The 15,123-nt window shown below is 64.9% G+C and carries 12 protein-coding genes and 1 pseudogene; 4 read left to right on the top strand and 9 right to left on the bottom strand.

Annotated features, from left to right (window positions below):
* Positions 1 to 5: 5 nt before the first annotated feature.
* Positions 6 to 629, bottom strand: a complete 624-nt coding sequence (locus ACX9NE_RS27120) for a TetR/AcrR family transcriptional regulator (protein ID WP_459364719.1) — start codon at positions 627 to 629, stop codon at positions 6 to 8.
* Here ACX9NE_RS27120 and ACX9NE_RS27115 point away from each other — a divergent pair.
* A pseudogene (locus ACX9NE_RS27115) lies at positions 618 to 1,130 on the top strand (SDR family NAD(P)-dependent oxidoreductase); the annotation flags it as partial. The gene ACX9NE_RS27120 and the pseudogene ACX9NE_RS27115 sit on opposite strands and share 12 nt — an antisense overlap.
* Before the next feature lie 35 nt (positions 1,131 to 1,165).
* Here ACX9NE_RS27115 and ACX9NE_RS27110 read toward each other — a convergent pair.
* From ACX9NE_RS27110 to ACX9NE_RS27090, 5 genes are all read right to left on the bottom strand, one after another.
* Complete coding sequence (locus ACX9NE_RS27110) at positions 1,166 to 3,037, bottom strand: PE-PPE domain-containing protein (RefSeq protein WP_459364718.1); 1,872 nt, start codon at positions 3,035 to 3,037, stop codon at positions 1,166 to 1,168.
* Positions 3,038 to 3,742: 705 nt separating this feature from the next.
* Entirely contained in the window at positions 3,743 to 5,380 is a 1,638-nt protein-coding gene (locus ACX9NE_RS27105) for a PE family protein (RefSeq protein ID WP_459364717.1), read from the bottom strand.
* A 19-nt stretch (positions 5,381 to 5,399) separates the two neighbouring features.
* Positions 5,400 to 7,067 (bottom strand): PE family protein, encoded by a 1,668-nt coding sequence (locus ACX9NE_RS27100; protein WP_459364716.1) that lies wholly within the window; start codon positions 7,065 to 7,067, stop codon positions 5,400 to 5,402.
* Positions 7,068 to 7,193: 126 nt separating this feature from the next.
* Complete coding sequence (locus ACX9NE_RS27095) at positions 7,194 to 8,036, bottom strand: tyrosine-protein phosphatase (protein WP_459364715.1); 843 nt, start codon at positions 8,034 to 8,036, stop codon at positions 7,194 to 7,196.
* On the bottom strand, positions 8,029 to 9,249 hold the full coding sequence (locus tag ACX9NE_RS27090) for an acyl-CoA dehydrogenase family protein (RefSeq protein WP_459364742.1): 1,221 nt from the start codon (positions 9,247 to 9,249) through the stop codon (positions 8,029 to 8,031). The genes ACX9NE_RS27095 and ACX9NE_RS27090 overlap by 8 nt, the downstream gene beginning before the upstream one ends.
* A gap of 120 nt (positions 9,250 to 9,369) precedes the next feature.
* On the opposite strand from ACX9NE_RS27090, the gene ACX9NE_RS27085 reads away from it, so the two are divergent.
* Positions 9,370 to 9,822 (top strand): nuclear transport factor 2 family protein, encoded by a 453-nt coding sequence (locus ACX9NE_RS27085; protein ID WP_459364714.1) that lies wholly within the window; start codon positions 9,370 to 9,372, stop codon positions 9,820 to 9,822.
* A gap of 7 nt (positions 9,823 to 9,829) precedes the next feature.
* Here ACX9NE_RS27085 and ACX9NE_RS27080 read toward each other — a convergent pair whose 3' ends face one another.
* Positions 9,830 to 9,958, bottom strand: coding sequence for a hypothetical protein (locus tag ACX9NE_RS27080; RefSeq protein WP_459364741.1), 129 nt, complete (start codon positions 9,956 to 9,958; stop codon positions 9,830 to 9,832).
* Between the two features lie 172 nt (positions 9,959 to 10,130).
* Here ACX9NE_RS27080 and ACX9NE_RS27075 point away from each other — a divergent pair, with 172 nt between their 5' ends.
* A complete protein-coding gene (locus ACX9NE_RS27075; protein ID WP_459364713.1) occupies positions 10,131 to 10,754 on the top strand; it encodes a TetR/AcrR family transcriptional regulator in 624 nt (207 codons plus the stop codon).
* 4 nt (positions 10,755 to 10,758) lie between these two features.
* On the opposite strand, the gene ACX9NE_RS27070 is transcribed toward ACX9NE_RS27075, so the two are convergent.
* Both ACX9NE_RS27070 and ACX9NE_RS27065 read right to left on the bottom strand, forming a co-directional pair.
* Entirely contained in the window at positions 10,759 to 12,213 is a 1,455-nt protein-coding gene (locus ACX9NE_RS27070; protein ID WP_459364712.1) for a PE family protein, read from the bottom strand.
* Positions 12,214 to 12,323: 110 nt separating this feature from the next.
* Positions 12,324 to 13,220 (bottom strand): alpha/beta hydrolase, encoded by an 897-nt coding sequence (locus ACX9NE_RS27065; protein ID WP_459364711.1) that lies wholly within the window; start codon positions 13,218 to 13,220, stop codon positions 12,324 to 12,326.
* A 465-nt stretch (positions 13,221 to 13,685) separates the two neighbouring features.
* Between ACX9NE_RS27065 and ACX9NE_RS27060 the strand changes: the two genes are divergently transcribed.
* Positions 13,686 to 14,615, top strand: a complete 930-nt coding sequence (locus tag ACX9NE_RS27060; RefSeq protein ID WP_459364710.1) for a LysR family transcriptional regulator — start codon at positions 13,686 to 13,688, stop codon at positions 14,613 to 14,615.
* The last annotated feature ends 508 nt before the right edge of the window (positions 14,616 to 15,123 follow it).

Genomic DNA, 15,123 nt, shown 5'->3' with positions numbered 1-15,123 from the left:
ACTCCTTAACCGGTTTGGGACGACTGACCGCTGTTCCCGCGAGTCCCTGGCGCTCGCGCTGTGGCGTCGGCACGAAACATCGCCTCGATGTCGTCTTGGGTAACCGCCGGGGCGGGCAGCGGTTGGCCACCGGGCGCCCGGATGCCGTCGACGAAAATACGGATATGCCGGCGTGCGATGGCCGACCAGCCGGGGCCGTGCGGCAACGGTTGGCTGATCATCGCGCCGCACATGATGATGTCGGTGCCATTAACGCCGGCACGCACGCTGCCCTGTGCCCGGCCTTCGGCCAGCAGTCGCTCCAGGGCTGCGTTGATGCGACCGCGGGCTTCGATCGCGGCGTCGTCGAGGAGTGGAGCGGCTCCGCGCAGCGGGAGCACCAGCTGGTCGCCCAGATTCAGACATTCGCCCAGGAAGGTTTCCACCGCGTCGGCTCCGGTCAGTCCGGACTCCGCGATGTGGTCGAGCACCGCAACGAGCATTTCGTACCCGCGCAGCTGTAAGGCGCGCAGCAGCGCATCTCGGTCGGGATATCCGCGATACAGCGTGCCGACGCCGACACCTGCCGCCTCAGCGATCTCCGCGAGTGGAACACTTGGCCCCCTTCTGGCTAACAGTTGGGCGGCCACCGTCAAGATCCTTTCTCTGTTCATCAGCGCGTCACGTCGCACCGCGCGGCGTGCTCGCCTTGCCCGTGTGCGTTCGCCCGTCATCGCGTCGGCTGCACCTTCCCGACGGCCCGGCCCGGACCTGCGACAGGCCGGTCATCACTCACCGTAGCACTAAGCGGAATATTTCGTCCGAATTGTCGCTCTGGTGACCAGCCGCTAACGCTAGGCGGTTTGTTTGGTCGGATTGACCGGGATAAGGGAGTCGTCATCGCTGAAGCAGCACGGCTGGCCGGCAAGCGGGCACTGGTCACCGGTAGCGGTCGCGGCATCGGAGCTGCGGTCGCGCGCCGGCTGGCCGCGGAAGGAACGGCAGTGGCGGTGAATTACGTCGCTGATGCGGCTTCTGCTGATGCGCTAGTGCACGGGCTGACCGCCGAGGGCTATCAGGCGGCGGCATCTCATGCCGACGTCGGCGAGCGCGCACAAGCGGCGGATCTGGTAGCGCGGGACGTCGCCGAGCTCGGCCATATCCAGTCGAGCGGTGGATGTCGGCTCTATCCGGTACCGGTGAGGTCCCCGATCACCGAGCTGACCGTGTCACTGAAGACCACGTACTCGAACCCGGCGGCGAGTGTCCCGATGGCGACATCGGCGGCGATCGGCTTGCCGATCGCGTTGAACAGCCCCATCGGGTCACCGTTGAAGGTTTGCTGGATTCCGTCCAGGAACAGGTTCAGGTTGTACGACGGAACCGTGGTCACCAGGGTGTTCAGGATGTCGGTAGTCGGCAGTGCGAGCGCGTAGGCGTCGGCGGTCGCACTGGTGATGGCGGTGGTGATGTTGGTGTTGGCCGCCTTGATGGCGTCGAAGAAGCTGTTGACCGGGGAGCTGGTCGCGCCGGGTAACGTGAACGGCAGCGACAGGCCGCCGCTGCCGCCGGCAGGCACCAGGCTGGCCAGGCTGGCCGGCGACGGCAGCGCCGGTGCGCCGAGGTCGTGCGCGAATGCGTTGAGTCCCACTCCGGCCAGCGCGACCTGATCGCCGACGAAGTTGGCAGGGATGGGCGGCAGCACTTCGAACGGGGTCGGCACGTCCGCGTAGCCGGTGTTGTATCCGAAGTTCGGATCGCCGTAGCCCCAGTTGATCAGATAGGTCAGGTTCGGCCCCAACAGGTCTGCCAGCGGCGTCCCGATGAACGGGATCGACTTGATCGTCGACACCAACGGCACATCCGGACTGGTGATCATGTAGTAGTGGTCGAGGTTGTTCGCGGCCGTCGTGGGGGATACGGGAAGCTCGACCATGTGGTAGCCGGGCGGCAGGTTGTTCGGGTCGATCTGCGGGTAGTCGCCGTGCACGGTCTGGATGCCCAGGAACGCGTTGAGGTCTGACAGAAGGTTGATCGGGTACTTCGGGAAGTCGGTGTATCCGTCGTACTGCAGCGAGAACATGTTGACCGGGTAACCCGAATTTGCCGGCGTAGCTCCGTAGAAGTCCAAGCCAAGGGCCGGCAGCGACAGCCCCGGGAAGCGGGCCAGCAGGCCGCCGTTGGGCGCCATCGGGTTGCCGAGCAGCGTGAAGCTCAGGAGATCAGGCTGAGGGGTGATGCCCGAGGCGATCAGGTTGCGCAGCTCGATCGAGGAGAGAATGGCGCTTTGTGAATAGCCCAGTACAGAGACGCTCTGATCGTTGGTGATGTATCCGGTGGGTGAGAACAGTGCGTTGTGTAGAGCTTGGACACCCGTGGTTATCGACTGGTTGAGCGGTAGATCCTTGATTTGGGTGAGTGGGTACAGGCCTTCGGGCGTGTTCAGCGGGAAAGACAATGGGTTGTTCAGGTTGAATCCGGCGGTGACCCACGGCCGAACACTGTCCATGTAGGCAAGGGAGGGTATCGGCGTCCCGCTGCCCGTCATGAACAGCCCTAGTTCGTAAGTACGTGTGGGAGTGGGCAGCCCACTGACGGGGGTGCCGCCGCCGGTCGGAGTCGCGGGCGCACCGAACAGCGACTGCAGCGGCGCGAGCAGCGACTGCACGGGGCTCAGCAGCGGCTGTAGCGGCGCAAGCACCGGGGCAAGCAGCGCCTCGATCGGCGAGGCCGCCGCACCGAATCCGCCGCCGGCGCCGCCGAGGACCTGAGCCGCGTTGGCGACCTCAGCTTCGACGTAGGCGAGACTGGCCGCCCCCAGCGCCCGGTTGAACTCCTCGTGGAACACTGTCGCCTGGCCGATGACCTGCTGGTATTCCTGACCGAACGCACCGAACAACTGGGCTGCGGCCGCGGAGATCTCGTCGGCCGCTGCGGCGGCCAGGCCGGTGGTCGGACCGGCAGCGGCCGCGCTGGCCTCCGCGAGGGAGGCCCGGATGCCGGCCAGGTTCTCGGCGGCTGCGCTCATCAGCTGCGGTTGCGTCGTCAAGTACGACATCAGGTAACCCCTTCACGGCCAGATATTTCGTTGCATACCGTCACTGCGGCGACTCCAGTGGCTCGGCATTCCAAGTCCGCTATCGGTCATCGGGAAGCCCGGCACTTGTGAGAGTAGATCGCTCTGGTCTCCGGGTGGGCGGAATGGTGAACGTGGCCCTACCAAAATTTCCGCACGATGTATTTTGGGTGATGCTCGGGCGAAGAGACGCTGAATGTCGCGGACGTTGTTGAAAGTCGCCGACTGAATGGTCAGGAATTCGACACCGCCGCGATCGTGGCCAGTCCCGCATCGGCGGCAAGCGGGTGGCCGATCGCGTCGATCCGGCGCGGGAATCCTGGCCGGTGCCGTCGTGAAGTCCGGCGCCGTCGGCGCCGCGAACGGTGGCGCGGTGGGCGGGTGCGCGGCCGGCGTCTGTTCCGGCGGTAAGTGCGTTGCCGACGGCCCGGGGTAGTACGACGTGTTGCCCGCCCGCCCGGCCGGCATCGCGGTCAGGGGAATCAAGCAGACGGCAGCAAAGACGTCATTGCCCACCCCCTACCCCTTCGGCCGACGACGCGGTCAGATGCCGAAGTCAGCCTATGATGATGCAGATGCGCTTGTCACGGTCTTTCAGCTCTTTGACAATCGCCTAATAAGGCCAGCGGCAAGCGCTTTGGAGGATAAGCGGCACAGCGAGCGCTGCGGCCCGCAGGCGCTGGCGACTTAGAAATCGGTGACCACGGTTCCCAACAAGACCAGTCCCTCAAGCCCGGCGCCGACACCCAGCAATCCCACGTCCGCGGCGATCGGATAGCCGATCGCGTTGACCAAGCCCATCGGGTCACCATTGACGGCTTGCTCGATTCCGTCCACGAACAAGTTCAGGTTGTAGGACGGAAGAGTGGTGAGTGCGGCATTGGCGATGTCGACGGTCGGCAATAGGGTCGCGTAGGTGCGAGAGGTCACCTCGGTGAAGCTGTTGGCGAGGTAGCTGTTCGCCGCCTGCAGGTCGCTGATGAACTCGGTGGGCGACGTCGTGAGCAGTTCGGGGGGCGGCGCCGGCAACGGTGCGCGCGTTCGGAAGGTGCCCAGCCCGGACAGGTCCAGCGGGGTTGCCGGCGGTTGACTCATGAAAGTCGTTGTGGCGGTGTTGAATCCCTGCTGCGTCCCCAGGACCAGGTCGCCGGTGAGCTGAACCGGGTCGACCGCCGGGAACAAGCCGAACGGCGTCGGCACGTCTGCCGGCGAGGTGGAGTAGCCGTAGTGCGAGTCGCCGTAGCCCAGGTTGACGATCGTCGTCAGATTCGGCTCGACCAGATCCGCCAGCGCTGGACCTACCACCGGAATGGCACGCACCGGAGCCAGCAGCGGTAGATGGTGGCTGATGATCATGTAATAAGACGTATTCCCGCTGTAGCCGGGCGAAGTGGGCAGTTGCACCAGATCCCCGGGTGGCAGCGTCTGCGGGTTGATCAGGGGTGTGTCGGTGTGCACCAGAGCGATGCCGGCGACGGCGTTCAGGTCGGACACGAAATTCAGCGGGTAGCGCGGGAAGTCGGCGAAGCCGTCGTACTCGTGGGTGTAGATCGAGGTGGGGTAGATGGTGTCGGAGGGGGTGGCCCCGAAGAAGTCCAGACCCAGGCTCGGCGCGGCCAGGCCGGCAAAGCGCGACAGCAGCCCGCCGTTGGGGTTCATCGGGTCGGCCAGCAGTACGAAGCCGAGCCGATCGGCCATCGGTGCACCGGGCATGCCGGCCAGCTGCCGCATCTCCAGCGACGAAATAATCGCGCTCTGCGAATAGCCGTTGACCACAACGCTGTTGCCCTGTGCGATCTGATCCAGGATCGCCCGGTGCAACATGGTGACGCCCTGGCTGACCGAGGTGTTGAGCACCAGACTCTTCTCACCGGTCAGCGGGTACAGCTGCTCGGGCGTGAACAGGGCCCGCCCCACGGTGCTGCCGAACTGCGGGGTGGCGAAATTGAGCACGTTGGTCATGTATTCGCCATCCGGCAGCGCGTTTCCGCTGCCTCCCATGACCAGACTGACGGTCGGGCCGTTCAGGGGCGTCGCAGCGATAGTGGCCGTGTTCGCGACTTCGGTTTCCGCGTAGGCGAACCCGGCCGCGGCCAGCACCCGCCGGAACTCGTCCTGTAAGGCCGCAAGGTGGGCGACCGCGACCTGGCACTGCGCGCCATATGCGCCGAACAGCTGCGCGACGGCCGCGGAGACCTCGTCAGCGGCGGCCGCCACCAGGTTGGAGGTCGGAGCCGCCGCTGCCGCGCTGAGTGCCACCTCGATTTCCTCGAGGTCAGCCGCTGCCGTTGCGATGATCTGCGGCTCGGCGCTCACATATGTCACTGGCACTATCCCGGTTGCGCTAGAAACGAAGGGCTTGCAGGTCCTGGATAATCTCTCCGGTCGCTTCGACGACCGCGATGAACTCGATCATGCCGCCCAGTGCCGCCAAACCGGCGGTCGCGGCGAGCGGAAGCTCTATCGCGGCTCTGATATTGCCCTGGGCGAGCTGGTTCAGGAACAGCGTCAGGTTGTAGGCGGGCAGGGTGGTGCCGAAGGCAGTGACCAGATCGGCCGTGGGCAGCAGCACCGAGTAACCGGTGGAGACCACCGAGGCCAGCGTGTTGGCGATGTTGACCGGCGTCGCGGGGATGGGCGGCGGCGGTGGCGGCAGGTACGCCTGAATCAGTGGCGGCAACGCGGGCGGGTTGATCACGGGAGCCGTGGTGAGCGCGTGCTGCGTCTCGGCCAGGAAGTCGTTCACGCCCTGCTGGGTGCCGGCCGCCAGGGCGTCGACGATCACCCCGGGCGGGATGTCCGGGAAGAGACCGAATGGTGTGGGCACATTGGCGGGGCTGGTGGAATACCCGAAGTTCGGGTCGCCGTAGCCGAGGTTGACGATTACCTTCAGGTCCGGCTGTATCAGTGCCGCAATCGGTTTGCCGATGACCGGGATGGCCCGCACCGGGTCGAGCAGCGGCAGATCCGGATGATCGATCATGTACCAGTTGTTGTTCGTCGTTCCTTGAACCGGCAGCAGCGTGGCCGTGTCGACCTGGTGCGGCGTCAGCTCCGCGTAGGTGGTGTGCACCGTGAGAATGCCGAAGACGGCGTTGATGTCGGACACGATGTTCAGCGGGTAGCGCGGAAAATCGGCGAAGCCGTCGTACTGAATCGTGTAGGTGTTGGTCTGGTAGGGGCCGTCCGGCATTGCGCCGTAGAACGGCAGCCCGATGGTCGTTATGTTCAGTCCGGGTATGCGGGCCAGGATGCCGCCGTTGGGATTCATCTCGTTGCCGGTCAGCACGAAATTGAGCTGAGCGGGTTGCGGGGCGTTCGGGCCCAGCGCGATGTAGTGCTCCATCAGCAGCGACGACAGGACCGCGCTCTGCGAGTAGCCGAAGACGGTGACGTGGTTGCCTGCGTCGACCTGGGTGCGAACCGCGGTGTCCAGGATCTGCAGGCCCTGCTGGACCGAGGACGCGAAGATCAGCGAACGGACGCCGGTGATCGGGTACAGCTGCTCGGGCGTGACGAGCCCTGACAGGATGTAGCCGGGCGGCGGGGGTGGGGGGATATTGCGTGCGATGAACAGCTCGTTGACGGCCGCGAGGTACGCCGGGGTAGGAATGGGCATCCCGGTGCCGCCCATGGCGATTGCGACGTTTTCGACGAACGATGGCGGCACGACCTGCGGTGTTGTCGGCCGGTAGAGGCCCGCGGTCACGCTGTCCAGTAGTGCGGCACGGTTGATCGCGTCGGCGTTAGCGTAGTAGTTGGTTGCGGCGCTCAGGTTCTGGACCAGCCCCTGGTAGAGGCCGCCGACTTGCGCGCTGATCGACTGGAACTCCTGCCCGTACGCACCGAAGAGATTGGCGATCGCCTGCGAGACCTCGTCGGCCGCCGCGGTCAACAGCCCCGTGGTGGGCGCCGCCGCGGTCGCGGCGGCCTCACCGATCGCTGCGCCGATGCCGGACAATTCCGTCGCGGCCGCTGCCATCACCTGCGGCTGGGCGACTACGAATGACACCTTCGTTCCTCCTGGAGAACCGGCCACGCCAATCCGGCCTTCTTTTAGGCCGCCGGCATCCGTTGAGGGTAGAGCGATTCCGCCGCGGTGTCCGGCCTTTGGCCCGACTCATAGAACTCGGCTGATTCAGCCGAGCAGGGCCTCTCGCAACCGTGCCACATCGGTCTCGGTGATGCCGGCGGCGCGCAGGTAGCCGTCCAGCGATCCGAAGGACACGTCGATCGTTTGCCATGCCGCCCAGAGGTATTCGGCACGCACCCCGAGGACACCGTCGGAAAGCCGGGCCTTGGTGAAGGTGACCACCTCGGGGGTCAATTCGACATCGGAGCGCTGTGCGATCATCTCGGTGATCTGTTGGCGGAGTTGCGGCACGGCCTCATTGCTGCGCAGATAGTCGGCGATGATGGCGTCGCGGTCCAATCCCGCCGCTTCCAAGACCGTCGCCACCACGAAACCGGTGCGGTCTTTACCGGCGAAGCAGTGGGTGAGTACCGGGCGTCCGGCGCCCAACAACGTGAACACCCGGCGCACCGCGCTCTGGGCGCCGTTGCGCGTAGGGAATTCGCGGTACTCCTCCGTCATGTAGCGGACGGCGTTCGCTTCGATGGCTTCGTCAGATTCGTCGGCGGCGCCCTCGGTCATCAACCGCTTGAAGGCAATTTCGTGCGGAGCCTCGTTGTTTTCGGGGGCGTTGACCCCGGATTGGTCGTCGGCAAGGTCCGGGAAGGGCAGCAGGTGAATGTCGACACCGTCGGGAACGCGGCCCGGACCGCGCCGGTTGACCTCGCGGACCGAGCGCAGGTCCGCGACGTCGGTGACGCCGAGCCGGCGCAGCACCGCGCGGCCTTCGTCGTCGAGGCTGCTCAGCTCGCTGGACCGGAACAGCCGACCCGGCCGCAGCGCTGCCGTCCGGTCGGCGACGTCACGAAAGTTCCAGGCGCCCGGCAGTTCCCGAGTCGTATCAGCCATGACTGGTCACCGCCGCGGCGAGCGCGGACTGCTCGCGTCCCAGCTCGGTGCGCGCGATGGTGCGCATGTGCACCTCGTCGGGACCGTCGAAGATGCGCATGGCGCGGTGCCACCCGTAGAGACGGGCCAAAACCGTGTCGTCGCTGACTCCGGCAGCGCCGTGCACCTGAATGGCACGGTCGATGACGTCACACGCCACCTGCGGGGCCACCGCCTTGATCTGCGACACCAGTAGGTGAGCGGCCTTGTTGCCGTGCTGATCGATGGTCCACGCCGCCTTTTCGCAGAGCAGCCTGGCTTGGTCAATTTCGTTGCGGGACTTGGCGACAGCGTGTTGCACCAGGCCCTGCTCGGCCAGTGGTCGACCGAACGCGATGCGGTTGTTGGCCCGGCTGACCATCAGGGCCAGCGCCCGTTCGGCTCCGCCGAGGGCGCGCATGCAGTGGTGGATGCGGCCGGGCCCCAGTCGCGCCTGGGCGATCGCGAAGCCGGCGCCCTCCTCGCCGAGCAGGTTGGTGGCCGGCACGCGCACGTTGTCGTAAACGATCTCGCAGTGGCCGTGCTGATCCTGCCAGCCGAAAACCGGGGTGGACCGGACGACCGTCACACCCGGGGTGTCCATCGGCACCAGAACCATGGACTGCTGCTGGTGGCTGGCAGCGTCGGGGTTGGTGCGTCCCATCACGATGAGAATCTTGCAGCGCGGATCCGCGGCGCCCGATGTCCACCATTTCCGGCCGTTGATCACGTAGTCGGTGCCGTCCCGCACGATCGAGGTCTGGATGTTGCGCGCGTCGCTGCTGGCTACCGCGGGCTCGGTCATCGAGAAGGCACTGCGGATCTCCCCGTTGAGCAGGGGCTCCAGCCACTGCTTGCGCTGCGGTTCGGTGGCGAACAGGTGCAGCGTCTCCATGTTGCCGGTGTCCGGGGCCGCACAGTTGAGGGCTTCGGGCGCTATCTCCAGGCTCCAGCCGGTGAGCTCGGCCAGCGGTGCGTACTCCAGGTTGGTCAGTCCTGACTCTGCCGGCAGGAACAGATTCCACAGACCGCGTTCTTTGGCTTTGGCTTTCAAATCCTCGATGACCGGCGGCACGGTGAAATCGTTCGGCCCGGCCTCCTGCCGGTACTTGTCGTAGTCCGCCTCGGCCGGAAAGACGTGTTCGGTCATGAAGTCCGACAGCCGTTTGTGGTAATCGCTGGCTTTTGCCGACATTGCGAAGTCCATGACCGCCACGATAGGACAATGCCGCTCAGCCCCCGCGAGCAGACGCAAAATCGCATGCGGCAACGCCGATTTGTGCGATTTTGTGTCTCCTCGCGGTTGAATGGTGTGGTGCGTCCTCCGTTTCCGCCGTTCACCCGAGAAACAGCGCTGCAGAAAGTCCAGGCCGCCGAAGACGCGTGGAACACCTGCGATCCCGAGCGGGTCAGCCTCGCCTACACGGCCGACTCGCAATGGCGAAACCGCGATGAGCACCTCGTCGGCCGGGCACAGATCATCGCCTTCCTGACCCGCAAGTGGCAACGCGAACTCGACTACTCGTTACGCAAAGGCCTGTGGTGCTTTCACGACAACCGCATCGCGGTGCGCTTCCAATACGAAAGCCACGACCGAAGCGGCCAGTGGTTCCGCAGCTACGGCAACGAACTCTGGGAGTTCACCGCCGACGGGTTGATGGCGCGTCGCGAAGCCAGCATCAATGACGTGCCGATCGGCGAATCCGACCGATGGATTTTCGGGTCGCGCCCGGTAGCCCAGTACGGCGCGGAACTTCCGCTCTTGTAGTCCGCGGTTAGACCGGCGGGTAACCCGGAGGGGGATACCCGTTGCCGGACTCGACACCGCGAATACCCCAGGTGAGATAGTCGAAGAAGAACTCGATCTCGTCGCTTGCGTCGTAGTCAGGACTCGGGTCCATCACTCCACCTCTCGACTGCTGTTCGACTCGCGACTCGGCCTCGTTCGCCACTGTAGCGCTATCCGCGTCACGACGACAGGCACGGTCCTGCCTAAACTGTCCAACTAGTTGATTGATAAACAGTCGGGCAGGGGGTCGTCCGGACCCCGACCGGCAGCGACGAGGGTGAGTGCAGATGGCATCCGGAAATGGCCTGACCCGCCGTGAGGAGTTGCTGGCCGTCGCCACCAAGTTGTTCGCCGCTCGCGGTTATCACGGCACCCGGATGGACGACGTCGCCGATGTGATCGGGCTCAACAAAGCCACGGTGTACCACTACTACGCCAGCAAGGCGCTCATTCTGTTCGACATCTACCGGCAGGCCGCCGAGGGGACCCTGGCGGCGGTGCACGACGACCCGTCCTGGACGGCCCGCGAGGCGCTGTACCAGTACACCGTCCGGCTGTTGACGGGTATTGCCGGCAATCCCGAGCGCGCGGCCGTCTACTTCCAGGAACAGCCGTATATCACCGAGTGGTTCACGGCCGAGCAGGTGGCCGAGGTCCGTGAGAAGGAAGCTCAGGTCTATGAGCACGTGCACGGCCTGATCGACCGTGGGATCGCCAGCGGCGAGTTCTACGAGTGCGACTCACACGTACTGGCGCTGGGCTACATCGGCATGACCCTGGGCAGCTACCGCTGGCTGCGACCGAGCGGGCGGCGCTCGGCCAAAGAGATCGCCGCCGAGTTCAGCACGGCGCTGTTGCGTGGGTTGATTCGCGATGAGGCGATCCGCACCACCGCTCCACTGGGGCCCTGACCGGTCAGTTGAAGATCGGCGGGATGATGTGCAGCACACTCCCCAAGGGGCCGCTGAGCAGCGATATCGCGGTTACTGGCGGTTGGCTGAGTTGCGGGCCGAAGTAAAAGTTCAGCCCGGGGTTGGTGGACGGAACCCACGGATAGGCGTCCGGGAAGTACTCCGGTCCCCAGAGCCCGGCCTGCACACCGATCTCCACCGCGGCGCCATACGGTGCCTGCAGGAGCCCCTGACCGAGGTAGTAGGCGACGTTGAACGGGTTGGGGATATTGATCAACCCGGCCGGGGTCGGCAGATCTGCATAGCCGTAGTTGTATCCGAGGTCGACCATGACCCGTAGCGGCGGCTGCAACAGATCGGCGAACACCGGACCGGCGTAGGGGATGTCGCGGATCGGCTGCAGCAATGGCAGGTTCTGGGTCAGGAACATGTAGTACTGCGTGTGGCCCGCGTAGCCGGGCGAGGTCGGCAGCTGAACCGCGTTGCCCATATCGGTGGCCGAGACCAGCGGATAGTTCCCGTGCACATAGAAGTAGCCCATCAGCGCGTTGACATCGGCCAGCACGTTGAGCGGGTATTGCGGCATGTGCGCGATGCCGTCGTACTGCGCGGTGTAGACGTAGGTCTCGTAGGGGTTGGTGGCCGGGAGTGCGCCGTTGAACGACACGTCCAGGCCCGGAATATAGAAGCCGGGGAAGCGGGACAGCAGCCCGCCGTTGGGATTGTTACCGGCGGCAGCCAGTATGAATGCCAGGCGGTCGGTGTTCGGCGAGCCGGCCGCCATCAGGTTGACGATCTCGTTGTTGACGATCGACGCGCTCTGCGAATAGCCGAAGCTGATGACGTCCTTGCCGCCGGCGAGCTGAGCATTGATCGCGTTGTTGAGGACGGTCACGCCCTTGGCGACCGACTGGTTGTAGGTCATGTTGCCCAGGTCCGGGGTGACCGGCCAGAACTGCTCAGGTGTCGGCAGCGCAACGGGACTGGCCGTGGGGTAAAGCGGCTTGATGTATCGGTTGAAGACGTTGGTGACGTACTTGGCGTTGGGAATCGGGTCGTTGGTGCCGCCCATGATCAGCGCGGTGATGGGGTCGGTCAGGGTCGCCGCTGCGGGGGCGACCGCGGCGGCCGTCGGCGGCTGGGCCAGCAGTGACTGAAAGTCGTTGAGCAGCGTCCCGTTCAGTGCTTCCGCCTGCGTGTAGGCGTTCGCGGCATTCGCCAGGGCCCGGGCGAAGTCGCTGTGGAACACCGACGCCTGCTTGACGAGAGCCTGGTACTCGTCACCGTAGGTGCTGAAGAGGGCGGCGACGGCGGCCGAGACCTCGTCACCGGCCGCGGCCAGCAACCCGGATGTCCGGCTGGCCGCGGCCGCGTTGGCGGCATGGATCGCCGCAGCGATCCCGTCCACATCGGTCGCCGCCGCCGCCAGCGTCTCGGGCGCAGTGAGCAGGTTTGACATCTCCCCGTCCTTCCCGTCGACCGGTCCGGCGCGAACTACCCGCAACCGCGGGTATTAGGTATGAACCAGAGAGTAAAGCCGTAGGGCCGGGAATTCCGGCGTTTCGGCAGTTAACTGCCGGCGGTCTTCAGATGCTTGTCGAGAAAAGCGATCTGGTCGGCGACGACGCGCTCGAAAGCATCGCCGACGTAGATGGCGAAATGACCTTCCGGATATGTCTTGATTTCACCGCGGGGCGCCTTGGCAGCATGACGCAGCGTCGCTTTGGCCGGGGCCACCGAGTCGGTTTCGCATACGCAGAACAGGATCGGACAGGAGATCTCGGCCGTGCGGCGACCGGGCCGGTAGAGCAGAACCTGCAGGCCGATGCGGGCGGCCACCTCGTTGCGCAACTCCACACCGTCGGGCACCAGTTCCAGGAAGCCCGAGTACGCATCGGGTGCGGTCATCAGCGCGACCTCGCCGGGCATGCCCGCCGTGGGGATCATCACCGGCGGCCTTCCCCGCCGGGCTCCGAGCAGATCCCGTGCCGCCAGCGCGGTGACCCGGGCGGCCGTCACCGGGTTGATCGCTCTGATCGACGCCAGGCCATCGGTGAACGGGCACTGTGCCACCGCGGCGGCGATGCCGGGCAGCCGCGCCGCCGATTCGATCACGTGACCGCCGCCGAAAGACGTGCCCCACAACGCGATTCGATGCGGGTCTATCCCGGGCAGGGTGCGTGCGAAGTCGACGGCGGCCGCCCAGTCGGCAAGCTGCATGTCGATGTCGAGCAGCTGACGCGGCTGCCCCTCACTGTCGCCGAAGTTGCGGTAGTCGAAGACCAGGCAGGCGTAACCGGCCGCGCTAAATCGCTCGGCGTAGGCATCGAGCCGCATTGTGCGTACCGCGCCCAGGCCGTGCGCCATCACCAGCAGCGGTGCCGCGCCGTTGACGTCGGGGCGGTATAACCAGGCACTGACCCGGTCGGTTCCAGAGGTGAACCAGACGTCTTCGCGCTGCGGCATAGCGCCACAATAGCGCCGCGCGGTGCCCCGACAAGTGTCTGAAATGCCTGGCAGAAACACTCCGCCGGCGCCGGGCGCACGGGCCGCGCCGGTACTCCTGGGCCTGGTTTCGCATACGCCGCAACGACGCCCGGGTGAGTGCGCCTACCTGCGCTGCTATCGCCCCACGGCAGTCCCGTTGCGCACCCTGGTGGCAGTGGCTGGACTACGCCGGCGCGCATCGAGGAATCGCTTCCAGCAGTCAAAGCTCTGGTCGGACAAGGGTTCCCTTGCGCGACATGCAAGGTCGTCATAAATATATATATGTCTGCTACTATTGCAATATGCAATTATCTTACGGGGTGCGACTTCGCCGCCCGCGCACGTCCGTCGTCATTCGGCCACCTACAGGCGGCGGCGTTTATGCGCCCTGACTGGCGTGCGCTCAACGGGATGCTCAGCTGATCGATGCTAAATCTGCGCCATTTGTCCTACTTCGTGACCGTCGTTGAGGCGGGCAGTTTTTCACGCGCTGCCCAGAAAATCTGTGTAGCACAGCCGTCGCTTAGTCAGCAGATCGCTTCGCTGGAAGCCGGACTCGGCGTGAACCTGCTGCTGCGAAGCCCCCGCGGTGTGCGCCCGACTGTTCAGGGTGAGATTCTTTACCGCGAGGCCCAGGACATCCTGAGGCGGGTCGAGATGCTTCCGATGTTGCTCGGTGACTCCGCCGACCAACCTGCCGGCTCTGTGGTTTTGGGCATGTCGACCGCTATGGCGGCGATTTTCGCCACGGAGATCCTCAAGGAGTGCGCCGAGGAACTACCGGACGTGCGGATAGTCCTCAAGAGCGTCGACAGTGAAGCGATTGCCGCGATGATCGCGGATCGCAATATGGACCTGGGTGTCGTGTTTGAAGTTGATCCGTTGCCTCGTCTAGCCAGGCGGCGGTTGTACCGGCAGCGGCTGTACCTATTCGCTGCTCGTAGCGAGATGATCCAAAAGCCGGCCGACGTGATCTTGAGGGAACACGAGATCGTCTGCCCACCTGCATCAAATGTTCTTCGCCAAGGGCTGGAGCGTGCTCTGGTCGCAAGAGGCTTGACTTTCAGACCGCACACCGAGGCATTGACCTATTCAGACATTATTTCCGCGGTTCGTACCGGATCGCGAATCACGTTGCTACCCAGGGGCGAACTGGACGTTACGACTCAGGGCCTGGCCACGCCGGTCGCTTTGGAACCGCCACTTTACCTGACCGGGTCGATCGTGTCGTCGGACGAGCACCCATTATCGAGGCCAGCTGACGCCATTGCCTCGGTTGTCGAGCGCGTCATCGTCAGCCGTGTCGCCGGCGGTACCCTTCGTGGTGCCGACCTGGTTGCACGCTCTGTTCGGTCATGTTCGGTCATGAGCTAAATCCCTACTCCTAGAGGGCATGTCGTTGTCGGCGAACGCTGATTGTCGTGATTCCGGCTGGTGGTTCGCGGGTCGCTCGACTTGATGAGAATCGTTGCCCCACAGCTATGTTCCCGTGTGCACGCCCGGCTTTGTCTGCAGCGCAATGGTTTGGGATCTCGACGGCGGTGGCGACAAAAGGGCCGCCGTACTGCACGGGCTGGCTCGATCGGCTCGAGAACTGTTGCGAACGCGTGTGGACGCCGCAGCGGTAGCTGGGTGAGTGGGCCCTTGTCCGCCGCATCGTCCTGCCCGGTGTCAGGTTAAATCCCGTCGCCGCCCGGAGCCATAGCTTTTTTCAATACGCCAACGCAATAGCGGTATTTCCGTTGATCAGTGCAGTCGTGTTCTCGTTGAACCTCGACAAAGACTGAGACAGCGCACGTAGGGCCTCTTAATGTCCGAGATGATCTACCGCTTGGTGTCCCGCTGTGGTGCACCCGGCTACGGGTATCCCCGGAGCACCACT

The organism is Mycobacterium sp. ML4 (genome assembly GCF_054515735.1).
This window is presented reverse-complemented; position numbering and strand designations above follow the sequence as displayed.